Genomic DNA, 22,167 nt, shown 5'->3' on the forward strand with positions numbered 1-22,167 from the left:
TGTCTCTAAGACAGGTTTTGGTATATCAGGTCATAGGATCGCCGGAGCGAACCGGCCTGATTGAACCTGTGTATTATAGAGTTTTGAAATAGTTTTCGATAGCCTGTTGTAATAAAATGAAAATTGCTAACATGTGAAACACCTCTTTTTTCAATTATTTCCAAGTATAAATTACAAGTCATTGTATCTGACTTTCTGTATCTCAGATGTCTTATTTCTTAGTACGTTGTTATTGTAATCTATAAAGTAACTTTACAGTCAATGGTGTTTACATTAAATTTAGATGAAGTTTCTATAGAAATATATTTTGTGCAATTTTCAGTGTCTCATATCACATCATGCTATCTTATCAAGCTTCTTTAACCGGTACCTGCAACATGGAGAATAATACATCATGTTCCAAATCATCAAAGGTGGTATCCAGGAAGCATGCATCGACTACGTCTCCACACACTTCATATCCATGCTCTTTAATCCACTTGAGCAATTCCATTAAGTGCGTCATATCGTTAGGTCTGCCGGTTTTATATTGGCAAATGTAATTTCCTTCCGGCAATACCAATTCTTCCGCTTCAAAGGGACCGCTGCGCGGCGGAATGCGAATATAGCTGGCGCCCCCCTTTAAGGGCTCGCCACTAACAACACTTTGGTATTTAAACAACATGCCATAACTGTAGGCCGGCAAAAATTCATGTTCATACAGCTCACGCCACAATTGCATGGAAGCCAAGTGTATATCTTCGCGATCAATGTCGCTGCCTTCTTCACTCCAAGATCTGAATATAACACGGCGTTCCATATAATGGCGCAAAAACGGTCCTTCTTGAGGGTGATTTGACGCTGCTGTCGCCTCCCGATATAAATACAGACGCTGTTGCAACGCCAATTGCTTCTTCTCCAACTGCGCCTTTAATTCAGCCAATTTGCCTTCCTGCTTTTGCAATAAAGCCACTTCATCAGCCAGGTTTCGCTTTTCCAAATGAGCCTTAATATCTTTCAAGCTCACACCAATGGATTTCAAAAAGCAAATTTCCCGCAGCACAGGAATTTGATGACGTCCATAATAACGATATCCGTTGGCCTCATCAACTACAATCGGGGAGAATAGACCGATGGAATCATAATATAACAATGTAGGCCGCGTCAAACTGTGCAACTTGGCCATTTCACTAATATTGATTAAATCTTCACGCATAACATGCCTCCTTATTGGCAACAAAAAAGCCTGCGTCATATATATTATATACTACGCAGGCTCTTAATATGGTTGAAATTAATCATCCAGGCTATCTTTTAATGTTATGCTGGTTCCGTCAAAGAAGGTAATCGATCGCGGTTCAAAGCTCATCTCTACCTTAGACAAATCTGTTTGCGATAACAAGTAATCATTGTTATCATAGGCTCTCAAGTAATAAATAAAACCCCATGCGCCATTATTACCGACTTTATTAGCCGTGCTATGCCAGCTTGCATTCAATCGAATAATTTGCTTTTCATCGCCTACGCCGGAAATTGTAATAACACCATCAATATCTCGAACTGCCTTTTCATGGGTGGTAACCGGCATATAGAAATAAATATACGGCTGGTTTCTACCATATGAACGCGTAACGCTACCTTTCAGCGCGCCTATTGTTACATATCTGTCAATTTCAGCTTTCGCTTTAGCATTGGCTGCATCCAGCTCTCTTTGCATCCCGTCGTTTATGATTTTCCAGACTTCTTCGCCATTTTCCAAATTCGTAATCGTCCACATTCCGTCCGAATCTTGTTCCATTCGGAAAACTAACGGCACTTCTACATTCGGCTCTTTAACTTTAAAAAGAATAGTAGCTTTCGCTTCTTTACCATTTGTTTCAACGGACTCTACTTTTTCATATGTAAAGTTATCAAAGAACACTTCGCTCTCCATCTTGTCCTTTGATACGCGACTATTCCCCTTGCTCTTGCCGTCTGCCTTATCTTTGGAGTGCTTGGAATTTTTTATTTCCTTTAAGAAATCATCTGTCGTTTCTTTTACAGTCTGATTCATTTTATCCTGTACACTTGCAAGGTATTTAGATACTAAGGCTTCCGAAGGATTAACGAACTCTTTCTTAATTTCACCTCGAGCAGCGCCTATAAAGAAATCAGTAAATACTTGATTTAATTCAATGCGCTCCTCAATCGTACGGGTATCACGATTTTCAAAGGCTTCGCCGATAACCTTCAAGGAGTAAGTCGGCGTCCGTTTATAGTAAAAATAACCGCCTACAGCGCCGGCAATAAGCACCGCTATGAGAACAAGTACCGTAATCAATATGCCTCGACGCTTATTCTGCACATTAATCGCCGTATTTAATATAGGGCTATTCTCAACCGGCATCCCCGGCTGCTGCATTTGTGGCTGTTGTTGCATCGGCTGTTGATACTGTGGTTGCTGCTGCATCTGCTGTTGATACTGTGGTTGCTGCTGCATCGGCTGTTGATGTTGCGGTTGTTGCTGCATTGGCTGTTGATATTGCGGCTGTTGATTCTGCTGTTGCTGAGGCACATTTGTGTGCATAGGTTCCGTATTTTGCTGCATACCGTCTTGCGGTGCATTTACCTTCTTATCTTCCGGAAAACTCATCATATCACCTCATAATTCATTCGTTACTTCATATAATCAGGGGCGCTTACAACGCCCCTAATTATTACAACTTATTTTTTACTACCTTCATCAAATGGATCTTTTGCTAATTCAAGAGTTGTCCCATCGGAAAATTCAACTCTTGTTGTCTTATAAGAAATTTTTACATCTTTAAGCCCGGTCTTCGCTGCTTCATATAGTGCCAAATTATCTAAACGATCGGAATTAGCATATACTCTTAAGTTATAAGAGTCCTCGATTCGACTATTTACATTCGCAATATTCGGATTACGCCAATATGTATTACGACGTACTATTTTATTTTTATCGTCGCCCACGCCTTCAAAGATAAGTTCACCTCGTTCAATGCTAATCGATTTATCGCCTAAAACTCTCGTCATTGATATATCCACAGTCGCATAACCAGGGAAAGAAACAGAACGGCCCGGTACAATAGCGGACGATTTAACCGTAGGTGGTTCTGTCTTTATCGCTTTATCAATAGCTTCCTGTGTAACTTTATTCTTTTCATCAAGTAACTGATGGTATGCTTTATAGAAGGCCTCGCCCAATTCAGCCGCATTTGTTATGGATGTAATCTCCCAAGTACCATCATTAAATTGTTCCATTTCAATTTTTACGGTAAATTCCATCTTATATTTACTGTTTTCCACAACAATATCTGCTGTTGCCTGTTTGCCGTTACGCTCAATATTATCAATGGACTTTATAGTACTTGAATTATAGATATCTACCATTCGTCCCTGGAAATTATATCCATCAGCCACTTTACCGGAACTATTCTTTTTATTCCGTACAAACTGTTCAATGCTCTCTGTAACCGGCTCTTCATAAAGCTTCATATCATTTTTATCAGCCAATGTGTATGCTAATTTTTCATCAATGTTCACATAATCATTTGCCATATAGAACACTAAGAATGCGCGAGACATATCTTTCCCCACAGTCTCAACATCTACATGCTCTTCAAATGCACGCCAGTTATGTTCTTCCACGGCTGTTCTGATTAACTTCAATGAATAAGTAGGTGTTTGCTTATAATACCAATATCCCCCGGCAGCACCACCAATTAAAATAACAATGAGTGCCACTACTACAGCAATAATGATATTGCGATTTGACTTTGGCTGCCCATTTCCCTGAACCACACTAAAACCTCCTTCAATAACTGCGGCGCACGTTATGCCACAAAACTATCCATTTTATATGATTTCATTATACCTTTAACTTTGACTTCTGTAAATTATGCTACTTTTCAAAATACGCAAGTCGCAACAGGTATGCAAAAATATCATATATCGGCACTTTCAGGGCTTCTTGCTTTCACTTCTTTTTACAGGATTGACACGAACATAAGTTTGTATTATTGTGTTGTTAAAGACATTTTGTAGAATATTTGTTCTATTTTATTTCTGTCTGTTCTATATATTCTAATTGCCTTTAGTTTATCCGGCATTACGTTTAAAGGAGTGAAATCTACATGAGTCTTATTAACTATGAACTGGAGCCAAAATCAGATATAGCTTTTGTAGATATGAAGTCCTTTTATGCCAGCGTAGAATGCGTAGAGCGCGGCCTCCATCCTCTTACAACCTCCCTATGCGTCATGAGTCGCGCCGACAATGCCTGCGGTCTCATTCTCGCTTCGTCACCTACGTTCAAAAAAGTATTTGGCAAAGAAAATGTAAGTCGTGCTTATGATCTCCCCTTTGATGTAGAGAGTCGAAAATTTAATTACAAACGCGCCCTCAAACAAGGACTGCCTCTTACGAAAGACTACGTGCGCTTTATCGAATCATGGGCTAAACGTACCCTAATTGTGCCACCCCGAATGAGTCAGTATATTTTAAAAAATCTGGAAGTGCAGAAAATCTTTCACAATTATGCGCCGCCGGAAGATATTTGCCCCTATTCGATTGATGAAGGCTTCATTGATTTGACTCGATCCCTGAACTACTTTTTCCCCAATCCCCGTTTAACACGTCAGGAAAAACTGGATAAAGTCTCCGCCCTCATCCAGCAAAGTATTTTAGATGCTACCGGCATTTACTCAACCGTAGGCATGTCTAACGCCAATCCCCTCCTGGCCAAACTGGCCCTCGATAATGAAGCCAAAACCACATCATCCATGCGCGCCAACTGGTCCTATGAAGATGTGCCTACCAAAGTATGGACGCTCCCCCATTTAACGGATTTTTGGGGCATCGGCCACCGCACCGAAAGACGCCTGCAAAAGCTCCATATTTTCACAATCAAGGATTTGGCCCTCAGTAATCCGGATGTGTTGCATCGGGAAATGGGTATTATGGGCCTGCAGCTTTGGTTTCATGCCCATGGAGTTGATGAAAGTGATGTTCACCACCCTTACCGCCCTAAGTCCAAAGGTATCGGCAATTCACAGGTATTGCCGCGCAACTATGAGGTGCAGCATGAAATTGAACTTTTATTGGCGGAAATGGCCGAACAGGTGGCCATTCGACTTCGAAAATCTCATCAAGTAGCCAATTGCGTTTCGATTTATATCGGCTTTGCCAAGTCCTCCGATTCATCGAGACAGGCTCCGCTTCAGGCGCAAATGAAAATCCCGCCGACGCAACTGACGGATGATTTAGTAAAATATGTAAAACAATTATTTCGCAAACATTATACAGGCGGTGCGGTGCGCCAAATTGCCGTGCGCTACACCAATCTGACAAGTGAATCCTATCATGTAATATCACTTTTCGAAGACCATGAAGCCGTAGAAAAGCAATATAGCCTGCAGCGGGCTATCGACGCCATCCGCGAACAATACGGCTTTGTGTCATTGCAAAAAGCATCCTCGCTTCTGTCCTACTCACGGGCCATTAAACGCAGCCGGCTAATCGGTGGCCATTCGGCCGGCGGATTGGATGGATTAACATGATTCGCCGTCTTTATCTGCCCTTTCAGTCAGCCCGTGCCTATAAAGATCGCGGCATGGCTAAGTGGATGGGGTTCTTTATCTCGGACCACTTGAGTGCTCTGCAAGAGGATGCTTTAACCGTTGAATTTGGCGATGAAGTCTCCGTTGATGAAATTTTAGAATGGCTCAGCCAAATTTATATTCAGCAACTGACTATAACCTACTATGTAAAAAATAAAAAAGCCTGCCACATTGTGACAGGAAAAATTTTGGAGCTTACGAAAGACCATATGATTCTGCATATTACCAATACGGCAGATTCGAATGACAACGCAACAGATGCTTCTGAAAACACCACATCAGTAGTATCGGGATGCACAGCCAACACTGATGACGCCTATGAGCGAATTGATCTACACTCTATTATACGCTTAAGTAAAACCACAGGAGCTGACTAAATAAACTCATCAGAGTCTATTTAACTAGCTCATAATCCATTTAACCAACATGTTTTGAGTTCCGGTTTAAAAAAGCTAGGTAAAATCAAAAGAGAAAGGCTGAAACACATGCCTGAATGTATAGACTCAGACAAATGCTTCAGCCTTCTTTTTATATAAGCAATAGACGCGGTGTGTTAAGACCGGCAATAGATGATAGATTTTAATGTTAGAATACAATCTTAACACGAATCGTTGCGTTATTGTTACATACTCATAAACCAAATTTTTAATTTTTTAAGATTAAGACATGCTTTAAAACGCTTCAAACCTCAATAGATTATAAGCTTATTTTTCTGTATAAGGTATCTTTACCAAAACGTTCTACTACTTCCCATTTTCCTTGCATATTGTTGAGGAATTCTTTTTCCTTCTTATTGCTTACAATAGCAATAACATGAGCGTTTTTATTCACATCTTCTTCGGAAATGAACGGCATAACGTTTTTATTATTCCAATTCATAGCGGATGGTTTTAAATTTGGAATATCTTCTGCCTTGGCTACACGAGATATCATATGATTACTGTAAAAAACAGCGGATGTACGATAATCGCCATAGTTTACTACAATATCACCCGGTTGAGTTACAGCCACTACGGCTTGAGACACGCCGCGACCGGAATAGAGATTGCAATATGGCATAGCCACCCAGAACGTCAATATAGTGTATAACGCTATATTGGCCAGTACCATACTGGTTACGAGTTTTCTGTGATTTACTAAATACTTAGCGGCCAAAATAGCAATCGGCAATAAGTATGGGAATGTGTAAGTCGTGTATTTGGTAGCCATTAATTGGAAAAATACGGCTACAGTTACGGCCCAAATAAGCATAAACAAAGTGGCATCATCTAATTTAGGCCAACGTTTTTCACGCCAGTATTTTTTTAGCCCCATAGGCACTGTAAATACCCAAGGGAAAAATCCAATAATGAAAATGCCCATGTAGTAGTACCATACGTCAGCATTTGGATGTTCCGACACAGTGGCGCGCAACACATTATGAACGCCCAAGAAGGTCATAACAAAGTCCATACCGTGCATATCGTACATAAAGAGATACCAAGGTGCGCCGATAAGGGCAAACAAGATCAGTCCGGAAATCCACTTCATTGAACGAAATGCTTTCCAGTCTCGTTTAATACCGATAAATAAAACGGCAATCAATCCCGGCAATAAGAGTCCGATAGGACCTTTTGTGAGGACAGCCAGGGCGGCAAATCCATAAGCGCCCCAATAGTAACGCGTATTTTCTTTATAGCCTAAGTAGAAGAAAATTAAAGCCGCATTGAAAAAAACAAACAAGGTCATATCGGTAATAACCGTTTTGGAGATTAACCAATATTCGAAAGAAGTGGCTAATACCAAGGATGCAACCAAAGCGGTTTTGCGGTTGTAAAGATACTGTGCAAACCAGTATGTCATGTACAAACCGACCATACCGAACACAGCCGGGAAGAAACGGGCTGCCCATTCGTTAATACCAAACAGTTTAAAGGCTGCAATTAATTCCCAATAAAAGAATATAGGCTTATCATACCAATAATTTCCATAAATTTGAGGGGACATGTAATTATGTGCGTCCACCATTTCCTTAGCCGTCAGTGCATAGTTCGACTCTACCGGATCGGTAATAGCAATATTACCGTTGCCTAAGAAAAACAGGTAGAGGCCAACCACAGCGAGGATTACCAAATGCGTAATCAGCTCGTATTTGCCTAAGGCTAAATTTTTAAATTTTTCCAAACCAACCGGTTGCATAGTATCCTCCACAGGTTTTACTACTACACTCTCACTTTTCATAATTCACTCCCGCCTCTTTCTTACATTAACTAGGGTTATTTACTTCTAATTGCATTTTTACTTACTTCTGCCGTCGATTTATAGGCGGATTCCGGTATGTTCCATTGTTTGGGCATAAGCGCCGGACCATATTTATTAACGGCATAGATGCTGGCATAGCCTACAGCCAAGCCTAAAATGATACCGGCCACCACATCAGTCGGATAATGAACGGTCATATATAAACGGGAGAAAGCCATCAAACTTGCTACTCCCATTACCCAGTAGCGGCCTTTAATTTTTTCCTTGAACAGCACGGCTACCATAGCAAATGAGGACCATGCATGACCGGATGGGAAGGAATAATCCTTAGGCGCACTGATTAACAGTTGAAAGCTTGGATCCACTATAAATGGACGAATACGCGCAATCATCGGTTTGAGTCCTAAATTAAAAACGATAAAGCCTACAATCAAAGATAACAAAATAGCCACACCGGCTTTTCGATAATTTTTAAAGAACAACAAATATATGCCCATTACAATCCAAAGAGCACCACCGTCTCCCAAGGTTGTAAATATAATCATAAACTGATCTAACCACGCAGTATGCATATACTGTGCAATCATATGTAATATTTGCAGATCGATTTGTGTAATCCAATCCATATAAATCACCTCTTACTTCTTTAACTTGACTTAAGTATACCGAGAAGTATTAAACAGCCTTTAGGCTAAATCTAAACAAATTTTAAATATTATTAAACAAGGTATTAACAGGCTTTTGGGGGCTTATTTAAGGGTAAAGTTGAGTTGGAACGAACAAAACTTAAAGAGCTGAAAGTATCAAAAAGTACCAAAGCGCGCGCATCAAAATTATGCATCAAGGCACAAAAAAGGACCTGCCTATTCAGCAAGTCCTTCTCTATATACTATGAATATGTATCTATTACTAGTAACGTATTAAATCTTAAAGCGATAGCCCACGCCCCAAACGGTTTCAATGTGTTTCGGATCACTCGGATTCTCTTCGATTTTTTCACGCAAACGATTAATATGTACTGCTACGGTAGCTACATCGCCAATAGCATCCAAGCCCCAGATTCGTTCATACAGAGTTTCTTTATCAAACACAAGCTCTGCATTACGAATTAAGAATAAAAGTAACTCATATTCCTTGTTTTTCAAATGTACTTCTTCATCTTTAACAAATACGCGATGGGAACCCGTTTGAATCCGCAAGTTGCCAATCGTAATTTCCTTCTCCTGTGGCGCCTGTCCCTGCACCTTAGTAAGGCGGTCATATTGGGCCAAGTGCGCTTTTACACGAGCCACCAAAATGCTTGGGGAGAACGGCTTTTCAATGTAATCATCGGCGCCTAGACCTAAACCGCGTATTTTATCTATATCTTCCTGTTTAGCCGTTACCATCAAAATAGGAATGTTTAGCGTTTCACGTAATGTTTTACAAATAGTAAATCCATCAACGGAAGGAAGCATAACATCTAACAAAATCAAGTCAAAATCACCTGACAAAGCGCGATCCATGCCTTTTTGCCCATCCGCAATCAGTTCCACTTCAAATTGATTTAATTCTAAATAATCACGCTCAATCTCGCCGATTGCCTGATCATCTTCAATAATCAAAATACGCTTCATAGGCTTCTCCTTTATCTGAATACTCACATTTAAAACAATATTATTTTCTTTAAGATACATCACTACAGACTGCTACAACTACTCTTCTTCTGCGCCTGTATATTGCGGCAACTCAATTACAATCGTCAATCCACGTCCGCTCGCTTCGGTATGTGTTGCATACACACGACCGTTCATGCGTTGTACTAACTTTTTAACGATGGCCAGACCTAAGCCGCTACCCTTAGCTGTTTGGCTGCGCGCCGCATCACCGCGATAAAACACATCAAATAAACGCGATATTGATGCATCATCTACGCCGGGTCCGTCATCAGCCAATAGTAACTGCCATCCCGGACCATTGTCTCCTACTTGCGTTAACGGTTCGCAGCTGACAGTAACATTGACTGTATCTGCTTCTTTATATTTCACGGAATTATCTATTATATTAGTAATAATACGGTTAAGTTGGAACGGATCTGCCCAAACGACGCAATTATCCGGCAATGGAGACATTTGAACATGGGCTCCCTTACGGGCATAGCCTTCCTGTTCCTTTTGAAGTAATTCATTCAAAAACGCGTCCATATGGACTGCTTCCGGATGATACGTGTATTCACCCATATCCATCTTCGAAAATGTAAATAATTCCGAGATCATATGATCCATTTCATTGGATTTCGTCAATATCATCTGCAAATATTTTTGTTGCATAGCCGGATTGGAGGCCACATTATCCGCCAAGCCTTCTGCATACGCTTTAATCGATGTTAATGGCGATCTCAGATCGTGAGAAATACTGGCCAACAATTCCTTGCGGCTTTCTTCCTGCTTCTGAACCAACTCCACCGACTCTTTCAGTCGTTTCGCCATGTCATTAAAGTCTTCGCAAACCGGCTTAAATTCATCCTTGTGATCATAATCCAGCTTTACGTCCAGATTACCATCTTTAATTTCTTTAACCCCATCTGCCAATGTATCCAAAGCTGTTTTAATCGGATTAAATGTAAAGCGTGTAAGCAGTACATTGGCCACATAAATAGCCAATAAAATGCAGACAAAGATTGCAATTAATGTGTATTTAACTGTATTCTTGCCCGGCCAGTGTTGTGTCCGTATTTCAGAACCGAACACGTATACACGATATACACCTTCATTCGTCGTAATGTGACGAATGGAAACTGCATTCGACCCCGTTGAAATAATCCCTGTTTTATTCAGCCGTTCCGCGGATTCTAAAAGACTCTTCGTTTCATCACTTGGTTCATCCCCCCAAGTCCAAATTTGTCCGGACGGATTCTGAACTTCTACGGTATACCCGGTCAGATTACGCATTGATTCCGCCACATCGGAGATCTTGGGATTTTGACCGCGGCTACTCGTCTCAAGGAGCTTTCCTTCCACCTGGGTAAGCATAAAGGTACTGTTTGCTTCAAAATCACTCAAGTCCTGTACGCCTATGTTATTCTGTTGCACCAACGGCATCCAAAGAGCCGTTATGCCGAAGAAGAAAATAACGAGTGCTAACACTGTCGGAATTACAATCATAAGAAAGTTAGAAATAGATAAACGCTTCTTAATCGTCATTACGGCCACCCCTTCCTGTTAATTCTATGATTTAATACTACTCTCAGTTTATTACTGATTCTTCTGTAGCAAGTAACGATAGCTTTTTTCCATTAAAGCCGCTCCTATAGGCGTTGTAATAACAATGGCCAATACAGACGCGGTTAAGATTATATTACCACTTGCCAAGCCTAATGTAAGTGGAATCCCTCCAATCGCCGCTTGCACGGATGCTTTAGGCCAATAGGATACGACCGTATATAGACACTCTTTTCGATTGAGTGGCGATCCAAACAAACTGATTAGTACGCCAATAGAGCGCGCCGCCAACCCCAATATGAGAAGTAATACCAAGGAACCGCCGGCCATAGCAATATATGGAATATTGATAGCTGCACCTACCAGTACAAACAACAGAATTTCTGTAGGCCCCCAAAGGATACCTAAACTGTCTGCCAGCCGGTCACCCACTTCGATACTGCTGAACGTGCGTACATAAGAGCTCATAACCATAACAGCCAAAAGGCCGGATGTTGGGATCCATTGGCCTAAATAATTGCCTAAGCTTACCAAGCCAATGGAAACGGCTGTAATAAAGAGCCCCAGCATAATTAGATTTGTTGTCCGCCAATAAGCAAACAGTTTAACAAGTACATATCCGACAATAAAACCTATAAGCAATCCCATACCGATGGCAATTGGAAATTCCTTAGCCACATCCATAATCGTCATAGGTGCTTTAATAAAGTCTAAGAGTACACCAAATATAGTAACTACAATGATATCATCCAATGCTGACCCTGCAAGCAATAGCTGCGGCACTTTTTTATCCGTTCCGTATTTTTCTTTAATGAGTTCCGTCATGCGAAATACCACAACTGCCGGTGATACGGCACAAACAACGGCCCCTAAAATCAGGCCTTCCACCCAGGAAATTTGGAAAAGAAAATGACTGACTGTACCCAAAGTGATGATTTCCAGTAAGGACGGTAAAAACGCCATGCCTACAATGGGATGACCTAACTGTTTTAACTCACCTAGCCGAAGCGATATGCCCGCCTTCAGTAAAATGATAATAAGTGCCAAGGTACGCAATTCACCGCTCAGATGAAGCACGTCGTCATTAAGCCACTGGAATCCCATTGGCCCCAGTAAAATCCCGGCAATGATCATACCGATAATGCGCGGAATACGCAATAGCTCCGCTATATACGCAAATAAGAGGCCTCCAAGAAAAATATATGCCATGGATAATAGCATGTGTTTACACCTTCTTTTTATACTATCTTCAGTTCGTAAATTTAAACGATTCACCTTATAGTATATACGATTTACGCACATAAATAAAAACTTACTTTTCAAAATAGCAAAAAGCCGTATTCTTACGAGCTACTTACCTACGTGCTCATTTCCCTGAAAACGACCATGCAATGATAAGCAAGCAGCGCTAAAAATACGGCTATACATCTATTTAGTTTTTTATGTATTATTTAGTTTTTTATATATTATTTAGCTTTCTTCTGTTGGTTAGCTTTAAGTAATGTTTTGGTTTCCTGAAACGCTTTAAGCTATCCGTCTCAAATCACTACGATACTAAATGTAGCGAATTAAACGCTTTAGCTCTGTTAGTCTGACTTAATTTACTTGATTCTTTTTAGACCAATTTATTCAGTTAGTTCTTTTTAGCCCAACGGTTATCGAAGCTGAAACGGCCGGGACCTGCGATGAGGAGCATAATAGCACCGAACATCATTTGGGAAGGATAATCCCATTTGAAGAAACCGCCACCTAAATCAACCATAGTAGCCACGAATAATGTGCCTGCTACCATCAACGCGCCAAGGCGAGTGAATAAACCAAGAACTAATAACAAGCCGCCAACTAATTCAGAGAATGCAGCCAACGTACCTAATACTAAGTACCCACCGGTAATACCGAACTGACCAAGCATAGAGCCTACGCCATACAGCATCTGTTCACCGCCGGCAAATTTTAAATAACCGTGGAACATCATAGATAAGCCTAAAAGAACACGATAGAATAATAAACCATGATCTTGCCAATTAAATTTGAATAATGCGTTCATTTGTAAATCTCCTTTTCATATGCCGCCCCTATGAATAGGTCAGCATCTTCATACGTATAATAAGTTCACTCAATCAATTTTCTGCAATTACTTCTTACTCTTACTATAATGAGTTAACACATGAAAAAATAATTTCAAATATGATTTATAGCTCAAAACAAGTAACAATCACAATTACATCTTAACTTTAAATTTATTATATCGATTTTTATAGATTTGGTCAACCGATAAATCGGATTTTTTCTATATATAAAATTGATTATTGTCATAATCAACTAGCATTTTATTATCTTAAACAATTATCATAAATGACCGGTATTTTTATACTGTAAATAATTGTCATATATAACTGTCAAAATAAAGAGAAGCCTGCTTTATAAGCAGGCTCCCCTACTATCTCTTCTTATTTTTGAACTAAGCCTACACGTTCTTGAACGTATTTGCCGGATTCTACCATATCTACCATAGCCAATGCAAAGTCTGCATAACTGATGATGCTTTCACCTTTTTCGTTCACTGTAAATTCTTCACCGCCAATTATGTATTCGCCGGTACGAGGACCGTCGGCACGGAAATCTGCCGCAGGACTTACGAAAGTCCATTTTACATCGTTGCGTTTACGAAGTGCATCCAATTCATCAGCTGCTGCTTTCGCAAGAGGATAAAATTCTGCCGGGAAGTCTGGTGTATCTAATAATTGAACGGTATGTTCTTTATCCATATATAAGCTGCCTGCACCGCCTACGATATAAAGTTGAGTGTCAGAACCGGATAAAATATCAGATAAATGCATAGCGGTTTCTGTATGTAAATGTAATGTTTCCGGAGCAAATGTACCGAATGCATCTACAACAGCATCAAAGCCTTGTAAATCTTCTTTCGTAAGATCCATGAGATCCTTTTGTACAAAGTTCTTTGCAACCGATTTATTTTCGCTACGAGCAAAACCTGTTACATCGTGACCGCGACGCACTGCTTCTTCTACTACTAATTTACCTACTTTACCATTTGAACTGATAACTGCGATTTTCATAATTCATTCCTCCGTAATTTTTTACTACAAATACTATTTTGAACTTTTACATACCTTTGAATTTTATTGTCTATAATTAACGAATACGTAACAAACGGACATTACCATTAGAGATCAATCCTTCCAACTAGTAATGTTTATTGTTACATCTAACTTACAAACACAGTATAACCTTTTATGGTTGTAATGTCAATACTTACATTTTAATTTTTTCGTAAAAAAACACTGCCATTGTAAAATGTAATTTACAACGACAGTGTCTTTGCAGTTATTTAGTTTAATTTAAGGCTTTAATCTGAGGCATGAATACGCTTAGTTTTCGTATTCATCATCCATATCTTCATCCTGATCACGGCCATCTTCCGGTTTCATAAGCGGGAAGAAAATAACATCGCGAATGGATGGACTGTCTGTTAAGAACATAACAAGACGGTCTATACCAATACCGAGACCTGCTGTAGGAGGCAGGCCATATTCCAATGCATCAATATAATCTTCATCCATCTGATGTGCAGATTCATCACCTAACTCACGTTCGCGCATTTGTTGTTCAAAACGCGTACGCTGATCAAACGGATCATTTAATTCAGAGAAACCGTTTGCCAACTCACGCCCGAAGATATAAGCTTCAAAGCGATCGGTAAGCCATGGTTTTTCACGGCTTTGTTTAGCCAGTGGTGATGTTTCCAACGGATGGCCTGTAATAATTGTAGGCTGAATCAAATTATGTTCCGCTACTTTTTCAAAGCATGCATTCATCACTTTGCCGATGCCGTCATGTTGCGAGTAAACGGCGCCTAATTTATCGGCAAATTGGCGAGCATCATCAAGTGTTTCCACTTCATTGAAGTCCTCACCGGAGAATTTCTTAATTGCCTCAATCATGGTCATACGTTCCCAAGGCGCACTGAAATCAATCTCAGTTCCCTGATACATAACTTTAGTGGATCCTACTACTTTTTCAGCACAGTAGCAAACCAAATCTTCAATCTGCTTAATCATATCATTATAATTAGCATACGCCTGATATGTTTCAACCATGGTGAATTCAGGATAGTGTGTTTTATCAATGCCTTCATTACGGAAGTTGCGATTGATTTCAAACACGCGGTCAAAACCGCCCACTACGAGACGTTTTAAATATAATTCCGGGGAAATACGCAAATACACGTCCATATTATGTGCGTTGTGATGTGTAATAAATGGGCGCGCCACAGCACCACCGTAAAGATTCTGCATCATCGGCGTTTCCACTTCCATAAAGTTGCGTTCCAACAACCATTCACGAATGGCTGCAATAATGCGGGAGCGTTTCTTAAACACTTCTCTCACATTAGGATTCATAATTAAATCCACATAGCGATGACGATATCTGAATTCCGGATTTTTCAAGCCATGCCACTTATCCGGTAACTGTTTCAACGATTTCGTCAACAATTCAATGTGCATAGTACGCACACTGATTTCACCCTTATCGGTCTTAAATACAACACCTTTAACACCGATAATATCGCCTATATCAAGAAGATCCAAAAGGTCTCCTTCTAAATCGGACACTTCATCTCTTCGAATATAAATTTGAATGTCCCCGGTCGTATCGCGCAATGTTAAAAAGACAGTTTTGCCATGATCACGCTTTGCCATAATACGACCTGATACGGCGACCGAAGTATTTATTAAATTTTCAAAGTTTTGTATTACATCCTGTGCATAGTGACTCCACTCAAATTTATCACCGTATGGATACACATTCAATTCATACAATTTCTGTAATTTTTCCATGCGAACAAAACTTAATTCGGAATCATCATCCTCTAGATACGCCAATGTATCCAATCCATCAAAAAAGTCCATAATACTTTCTCCTTACTAATTGCTCGCATCAGACTCACTAGTATCTATTCTCTCTCTAAGATACGCCAAGAACTCCTTCATCAGTTTAGTCTTATGGCTAGCCTTATGAGTAAATACACATTGTGATTTTGTTAATTCCTTGTTGCGCAACGGAACGTAGGCCACCATATTACGCAGCCATTCCGGTACGGTGCCTGAAATTATAGCCAATGAATTAGATTGCAATATAGTATCTACCAAGAACGTCAAGGAATTACAGCTGAAATTACAGGATATGTCAAATTCCCCTTCGCGACATAAACGCAATAACGGATTTTCCAACTCGCTCATAATAGCGATCTGCTGTCCTTGTAATGATTGCAATTTAATATAAGTGCGATTTTGTAACAAGCTATGATCTTTTGGTCCCAATACAAAAGGTTCACGAATATCCTCACCTTCAAAGGTATATAAGTGCTTATGCGGTGGTATTGTAGGTGTGATAATAAGATTCAATAAACCTCGTTCCAAATATTCCGTAATATTACGGAGATCATTAACAATTATCTTCCACTTTCCCTTAGGGTTTTCTTTTTTAAACCCCATAATATAGTCATTCACAATATAAGCTAATTCAGGTGTTGTGCCGATGGCGATGGTATCCGCCTCTTCCGATGCACTCTTTCTAACTTCTTTTCTCAAAAGCTCTTCTTGGTTTAACAAGTGTTTTATACGGCGATATAGTAAAACACCGGCAGTAGTCAATTCAATATGGCGGCTGCCTTGTCGAGTTTTAATAAGTTGCACTCCATAATAAGCTTCCAAGTTTTTAATCTGTAAACTTAATGCCGGTTGTGCAATATTCAACTGACGTGCAGCTTCGCTGATAGTATAGGATTCAGCCACACATACATAATTTCTACAAACTTCGAAATCCATAGAAATATTCCTTTCATTACTCCAATTATGTTTGAACTAACACATAATCTCTCCTACCACAGAAAAATTTTATCACGAAACGTGTAATTTTTCTATGATGTCCCCACTTTATTACTTTCCAAAAACGAATACACTATAACACAATAGAATAATACCATTAAAAATAGTCATAAATCAACTTTTAATGACGCTTTAAATCAAGGTAATACACTATTCCCCGATATGTTAAAGGCTGCATTTTGTTAAGTACAGCATAACAGTACTACTTTACAGGACTAACATTAGATTAACATTAAAAAATCTTTAAAGATGGTACTTCACACTCAAATTCACTCTCTGTGAAATATTTATTTTACCTACGGACTCCCGTTTTTTATACCGGTTGATGAACGACAAAATCAGGACAGCACCTAAAATACTGTCCTAATTTTGTCAAACTATTATTTTAATAAGAGGTCATATCTTAGGATATGCTTTCAACATGAGGCATGCGACTATTGTCGTTATTCTTCTGATTATATGCAATGTAACCGTAGAATACCCAGCCTAAGAAGGTTACGAGACCGCCGTAAGCAAGTGAGAATTCGCCACAAGCATATAATGCGTAGAAGCTGTACAATACTGCAAGAATGTTAACGAATAAGATCGGCCCAATTTTCTTCTTGCTAACTTGTGCTTCTTGTAAAATCACAGGCAATGCAGCCATAGATAATACATAAGGTACAAGGTTAGTTACAACCGCAAGTTCAACGATAGCGTTAAACTGTTCCATCAAGCTAGGGCTGATAGTTGCAAAACCGATTGCAGTTTCGATAATCATCATGATAGTCATACCTGCGATTGGCGCATTAGCACTTGTAACTTTGGAGAAAATTTTAGGGAAGTAGCCATCGTCAGCCAAGCTCTTCAATACTTGAGCGGTAGTGAACTGCCAGCCAAGCAAGGAACCTAAACAAGCGATACACATAAGACCCATAACGATCTGTCCGGTTGTTTCATTGAACATTTGAGCGAATACATAACCGAATGGAGCATTGGAGTTAGCTAATTCAGCGATTGGTACGATACCGCTCATTACGTTAGTAGATGCGATGTATACAATAGCAGCACCTAAAGTACCACCAAGTACTGCAATTGGTACGTTCTTTTCAGGGTTTTCTACTGCGTCCATGTTAGCACATGCGGATTCCAAACCAAGGAATGCCCACAATGTTAATGTAATGGAAGTAGATACTGCTTCGAAGAATGGCATATTATAAGGATTCCATGCTGCAGCATACATGCTTGGGCTGAACCAGAACCAACCAAGAATACTAATACCAAATACTGGGATTAAAACGCCCCAAATAGTGAAGGAACCGATTTTACCGGTAATGCTGGCACCACCGAAGTTAAGTACACCGGTTACCCAAAGTACAGCGATAGTTGCAAGGCCTACGCCTAACGCACTAAGTTGTGTACCGAGGAATTCTGTACCGTAACCAACTGCGGAAATCGCAATCGCTACGTTCGCAATAATCAAAGAGAATGCATAGGTATAGTTACATAAGAAGTTACCTGCTTTACCGAAAGCATATTCTGTATAACCACCCATACCGCCGCTCTTACGGCTAAACATACCACATTGGGCAAAACAATAAGCTAAACACATGGAGCCTACTGCAGTTACCAGCCAGGATAATACGGAGATCGTACCAACCGAAGCCAGCTTTGCTGGTAACATGATGATGCCGGAGCCCATCATGTTAACAGCAGTGATAATAGTGAGTTGAACTACACCCATTTTTTTGCTGCTAGTTTCACTCATTTCCTTTCACGTCCTATCTATGTTTTTTATTTTATTATTATTTTTTGATTACAGATTCGTCTTTTAATACATAAGCAACGGCTTTAATCTGTCCATCAATTTCCTTGAAGTGAACACCTTGAATTTCGCCGGCGAAGCCAGGTAATTCATTAAGTGTAGCTTCCAATACACGGAAGTAAGAAATTACGTTTTCGTTCCAACGTTCGCCTGGATCGATAGTGATAATTCCTGGAGGGTAAGGAAGAGCACCTTCAAGTGCTACGCGACCTTCGATATTATCAAGGGTAACTTCTTCGTAGTTACCAGCGATGAATTCGTAAGTAGCAGCCTGTGCACTCATTGCTACAGGTGGCAAGTATTCTTCACGGAACAAGCGTTTCTGTAATGTATTTACATTATGAGACTTGTAGAAATCATGCATTTCTTGGCAAAGTCTGCGGATAGTGTATCCTCTGTAATGTTCTTCGTTGTTGTAGTAAATCTTAGGCAATACATCCTGCATTGGAAGATCTTCGTCTAAGCATTGTTCGAAACGTGCTAACAAGGAAACAAGGTTTTTCATCTTAGTTTCTGTTTCAGCAGGTGTAATCAAGAACAAGATAGAGTTCAAGTCACTCTTTTCAGGAGTTAAGCCATGTTCACGCAAGTAGTTGGATAATAGACCTGCAGGAATACCGAAGTCTTCGTATTTTCTAGTCTTTTTATCGATACCTGGTGTGTAAAGTAATAATTTACAAGGGTCAACTAAGTACTGGTCTTTAGCATAGCCTTCGAATGCATGCCAATCAGCTTCTGGATCAAATTTGAAGAATTTGTTATCGGAAGCAATTACATCAGTGTCATAATCTTCCCAAGCTTTACCGTCGATAGTTTCAGGAATGAATGGTTTAATGTAATGACAAGCTTTTTTAATTGCCTTACGAGTTTCGATACCAAGTTTAACAGTTTCATCCCATAATTTGCGGCCTGCTTTACCTTCATGAATCTTAGCATTTACGTCAAGAGATGCGAAGATTGGGTAGAATGGAGATGTAGAGGCATGTAACATGAATGCGTTGTTGAAGCAATCGTCGTTACAGTATCTAGCCTGGCCTTTAATATGGCTATCTTTTTTATGAATCTGAGATGCTTGAGATACGCCGGCCAATTGTTTATGAACGGATTGAGTTACGAAGATACCAGGATCTTCAGGTCCAAGTTCAAGAAGCATTGGGCTGCAGTCGCGTAACATAGGAATGAATTGTTCATAACCTACCCAAGCGGAGTCGAATAAGATGTAGTCGCAAAGATGACCGATGCGATCAACAACTTGGCGAGCATTGTAAATAGTTCCGTCATAAGTACCTAATTGGATAAGAGCAACGCGGAATGGGCGTTTTTCTTTTGCTTTATGAGGAGCAACTTTTTCCAAACGTTCACGTAAGTAAGCTTCGTCGAAACAGTGATCATCTACACCACCGATGAAACCAAATGGGTTACGGGATGTTTCTACGTATACAGGAGTTGCACCGGCTTGAACTAAAGCACCATGATGTAAGGATTTATGATTATTACGGTCGAAAAGTACTACATCACCAGGTTTAATTAAAGCGTTACATACAACTTTGTTTGCAGAAGATGTACCATTTAATACGAAGTATGTGAAGTCAGCGTTGAAAACTTCAGCTGCATGTTTTTCAGCATCGTAAGGAGCGCCTTCGTGAATTAACAAGTCACCCATACGAACGTCAGAAGAACTCATATCGGAACGGAATAAGGATTCGCCGAACCAATCATAGAAATAACGACCAGCCGGATGTTTACGGAAGAATTGACCGCCATGATGACCTGGTGTTGCCAATGTCATATTACCGGTTTCAACGTATCTAACCAATTCTTTGAAGAATGGTGGTAAAATTTTATTTTCGTAACCAATTACAGCATCTTCAATCTGACGGCTGAATAACAAGCGGTCAAATTGGTTAACGTCGATTACGTGAACGCCTTTAGTCAATAAATCTAAAGGAATTTCGCTATCGCTGGATGTACGAATAATAAAAGCCGGAATTTCTAATAAAGTGTCAATAACAGGTTGTAATTTGTCTAATTCCTGATCAGTAACAACTACAGCTCCTGTTGCAGTAAAATCTGGTTCAAACTGTGCTAAAATAGTGTCTAAACATTCTTGTTTACGGTTACAAGAAATATCAAAATGTTTAGCCGCTTCACTACTACATGCAATTCTTAATGAATCCATATTTATGACCTCCAATTGTGAATGTATATCTCAAGGTACTCTATACTTACCTCGAGATATTTTAAAATTTATCTAAATGGCCGTTTCCCGGGTGTGGCCATCGATTTGATTACAGTATAGCCAATATGCTTGAAAAGTAATAATACTAAAAAATATGAAGTAGGCCGTTAATTATAATAAGTTAGTATAAGTATGTAACAAATGCATGTATATCATGTGTTTTTAAGATTATTGACCTCTAAATTTGTTTTTTAACTTCTCATTTATTTATATATGTTAAGGCTCACTTATTTCACAAATCGTTTTTCAAGTAAATATGAGCCCATTTCATAAGTGATTATTCATTAAAAAGCCTTAATTATGAATTTTTGATTAAATTTTAAGCTTCTTTCAATTTTCAGTCTCTATTGGTAACCGTTTGTGCTTATAAGTTTCCTAATTTATATAAGTTTAATTATATATATACGCTTAATGCTCAAAAAAGACTGCCATGAGGATGCATTCGCTTCTAACTCACAACAGTCTTTTCTATGTTAATTATTTTATTGTTTTAGCTTTTATTTCTTAGCGAAACCTTTTTTCACTAAAGCCAAGCCTACAACTAACACTACACACACAATCTTAAAGATTAATGTAGTTGTGTCGTTGAACATATCGCGTACGTAGTGATCCACGTGAATCATCTCGCCGCCGATCCAGCCTAAAATACCGCCACCGAAGTAAAGGATGATTGGATACTTATCAATGAGGCTCACAAATAAACGGCTACCCCAGATAATAAGTGGTACAGTAATTAAAATACCTACCAATACCAAGAGCATATTACCTTGTGCAGCACCTACAACGCCGATAACATTGTCAATACTCATAATGCCGTCAGCAAGAATAATCGTCATAATAGCGCCGCTCAGATTGCTCTTCGCTTCAATATTATGTTCTCCGCCGGAATCAGCCATAAGTTTGTAACCAATCCAGAGCAAGAGTACGCCACCCACTAAATGTAGGCCCGGAATATTATTAATTGCCTCTACAAATAAGAATGCCAAAATCAGGCGTAAGCCAATGGCCCCTGCAGTCCCCCAAAAAATTGCTTGTTTGCGATGAGCGGGTTCTAAATTTTTTGCCGCCATACCGATAACAATCGCGTTATCGCCTGCAAGCAAAATATCAATTACCATAATTTTCAGTAATGCCACTAATCCTGCGACCGTAAACAATTCCAATTAAGCGTTAC

Annotated in this window: 17 protein-coding genes; 2 read left to right on the top strand and 15 right to left on the bottom strand. The window is 39.6% G+C overall.

Annotated elements, in window-relative coordinates; translation table 11 throughout:
* Nucleotides 1–349 precede the first annotated feature (349 nt).
* From KHZ77_RS06675 to KHZ77_RS06685, 3 genes are all read right to left on the bottom strand, one after another.
* Nucleotides 350–1,195, bottom strand: a complete 846-nt coding sequence (locus KHZ77_RS06675) for a MerR family transcriptional regulator (protein WP_295197043.1) — start codon at nt 1,193–1,195, stop codon at nt 350–352.
* 78 nt (nt 1,196–1,273) lie between these two features.
* The gene (locus KHZ77_RS06680; RefSeq protein ID WP_295197045.1) at nt 1,274–2,614 is read right to left on the bottom strand and encodes a hypothetical protein; all 1,341 of its coding nucleotides are present in this window, start codon (nt 2,612–2,614) and stop codon (nt 1,274–1,276) included.
* Nucleotides 2,615–2,682: 68 nt separating this feature from the next.
* Nucleotides 2,683–3,780 (bottom strand): hypothetical protein, encoded by a 1,098-nt coding sequence (locus KHZ77_RS06685; RefSeq protein WP_295197047.1) that lies wholly within the window; start codon nt 3,778–3,780, stop codon nt 2,683–2,685.
* A 386-nt stretch (nt 3,781–4,166) separates the two neighbouring features.
* Between KHZ77_RS06685 and KHZ77_RS09535 the strand changes: the two genes are divergently transcribed.
* Both KHZ77_RS09535 and KHZ77_RS06700 read left to right on the top strand, forming a co-directional pair.
* Complete coding sequence (locus KHZ77_RS09535; protein ID WP_366664935.1) at nt 4,167–5,537, top strand: Y-family DNA polymerase; 1,371 nt, start codon at nt 4,167–4,169, stop codon at nt 5,535–5,537.
* Entirely contained in the window at nt 5,534–5,974 is a 441-nt protein-coding gene (locus KHZ77_RS06700) for a hypothetical protein (RefSeq protein WP_295197050.1), read from the top strand. Before KHZ77_RS09535 ends, KHZ77_RS06700 begins: the two co-directional genes overlap by 4 nt.
* A 319-nt stretch (nt 5,975–6,293) precedes the next feature.
* On the opposite strand, the gene KHZ77_RS06705 is transcribed toward KHZ77_RS06700, so the two are convergent.
* From KHZ77_RS06705 to KHZ77_RS06760, 12 genes are all read right to left on the bottom strand, one after another.
* Nucleotides 6,294–7,817, bottom strand: coding sequence for a glycosyltransferase family 39 protein (locus KHZ77_RS06705; protein ID WP_295197052.1), 1,524 nt, complete (start codon nt 7,815–7,817; stop codon nt 6,294–6,296).
* 35 nt (nt 7,818–7,852) lie between these two features.
* Nucleotides 7,853–8,464: a phosphatase PAP2 family protein gene (locus KHZ77_RS06710; protein WP_295197055.1), complete on the bottom strand. Its 612-nt coding sequence runs from the start codon at nt 8,462–8,464 to the stop codon at nt 7,853–7,855.
* Between the two features lie 294 nt (nt 8,465–8,758).
* The gene (locus KHZ77_RS06715) at nt 8,759–9,454 is read right to left on the bottom strand and encodes a response regulator transcription factor (protein ID WP_295197057.1); all 696 of its coding nucleotides are present in this window, start codon (nt 9,452–9,454) and stop codon (nt 8,759–8,761) included.
* Nucleotides 9,455–9,532: 78 nt separating this feature from the next.
* On the bottom strand, nt 9,533–11,020 hold the full coding sequence (locus KHZ77_RS06720; protein ID WP_295197060.1) for a HAMP domain-containing sensor histidine kinase: 1,488 nt from the start codon (nt 11,018–11,020) through the stop codon (nt 9,533–9,535).
* A 51-nt stretch (nt 11,021–11,071) separates the two neighbouring features.
* The gene (locus tag KHZ77_RS06725) at nt 11,072–12,247 is read right to left on the bottom strand and encodes a cation:proton antiporter (RefSeq protein WP_295197063.1); all 1,176 of its coding nucleotides are present in this window, start codon (nt 12,245–12,247) and stop codon (nt 11,072–11,074) included.
* A gap of 424 nt (nt 12,248–12,671) precedes the next feature.
* Nucleotides 12,672–13,085 (bottom strand): DoxX family protein, encoded by a 414-nt coding sequence (locus tag KHZ77_RS06730; protein ID WP_295197066.1) that lies wholly within the window; start codon nt 13,083–13,085, stop codon nt 12,672–12,674.
* Nucleotides 13,086–13,488: 403 nt separating this feature from the next.
* On the bottom strand, nt 13,489–14,118 hold the full coding sequence (locus KHZ77_RS06735) for an NAD(P)-dependent oxidoreductase (protein WP_295197069.1): 630 nt from the start codon (nt 14,116–14,118) through the stop codon (nt 13,489–13,491).
* Between the two features lie 312 nt (nt 14,119–14,430).
* The gene (lysS, locus tag KHZ77_RS06740; RefSeq protein WP_295197071.1) at nt 14,431–15,972 is read right to left on the bottom strand and encodes a lysine--tRNA ligase; all 1,542 of its coding nucleotides are present in this window, start codon (nt 15,970–15,972) and stop codon (nt 14,431–14,433) included.
* A 15-nt stretch (nt 15,973–15,987) separates the two neighbouring features.
* The gene (locus KHZ77_RS06745) at nt 15,988–16,890 is read right to left on the bottom strand and encodes a LysR family transcriptional regulator (protein WP_295197073.1); all 903 of its coding nucleotides are present in this window, start codon (nt 16,888–16,890) and stop codon (nt 15,988–15,990) included.
* Between the two features lie 463 nt (nt 16,891–17,353).
* Nucleotides 17,354–18,697, bottom strand: coding sequence for a putrescine-ornithine antiporter (gene potE, locus KHZ77_RS06750; RefSeq protein ID WP_295197075.1), 1,344 nt, complete (start codon nt 18,695–18,697; stop codon nt 17,354–17,356).
* Nucleotides 18,698–18,734: 37 nt separating this feature from the next.
* Complete coding sequence (gene speC / locus KHZ77_RS06755; protein WP_295197078.1) at nt 18,735–20,933, bottom strand: ornithine decarboxylase; 2,199 nt, start codon at nt 20,931–20,933, stop codon at nt 18,735–18,737.
* A 557-nt stretch (nt 20,934–21,490) separates the two neighbouring features.
* Nucleotides 21,491–22,156 (bottom strand): YjbE family putative metal transport protein, encoded by a 666-nt coding sequence (locus tag KHZ77_RS06760; RefSeq protein ID WP_295197081.1) that lies wholly within the window; start codon nt 22,154–22,156, stop codon nt 21,491–21,493.
* Between the last annotated feature and the right edge of the window lie 11 nt (nt 22,157–22,167).

The organism is Veillonella sp. (genome assembly GCF_018364065.1).
Taxonomy (GTDB): Bacteria; Bacillota; Negativicutes; order Veillonellales; family Veillonellaceae; genus Veillonella_A.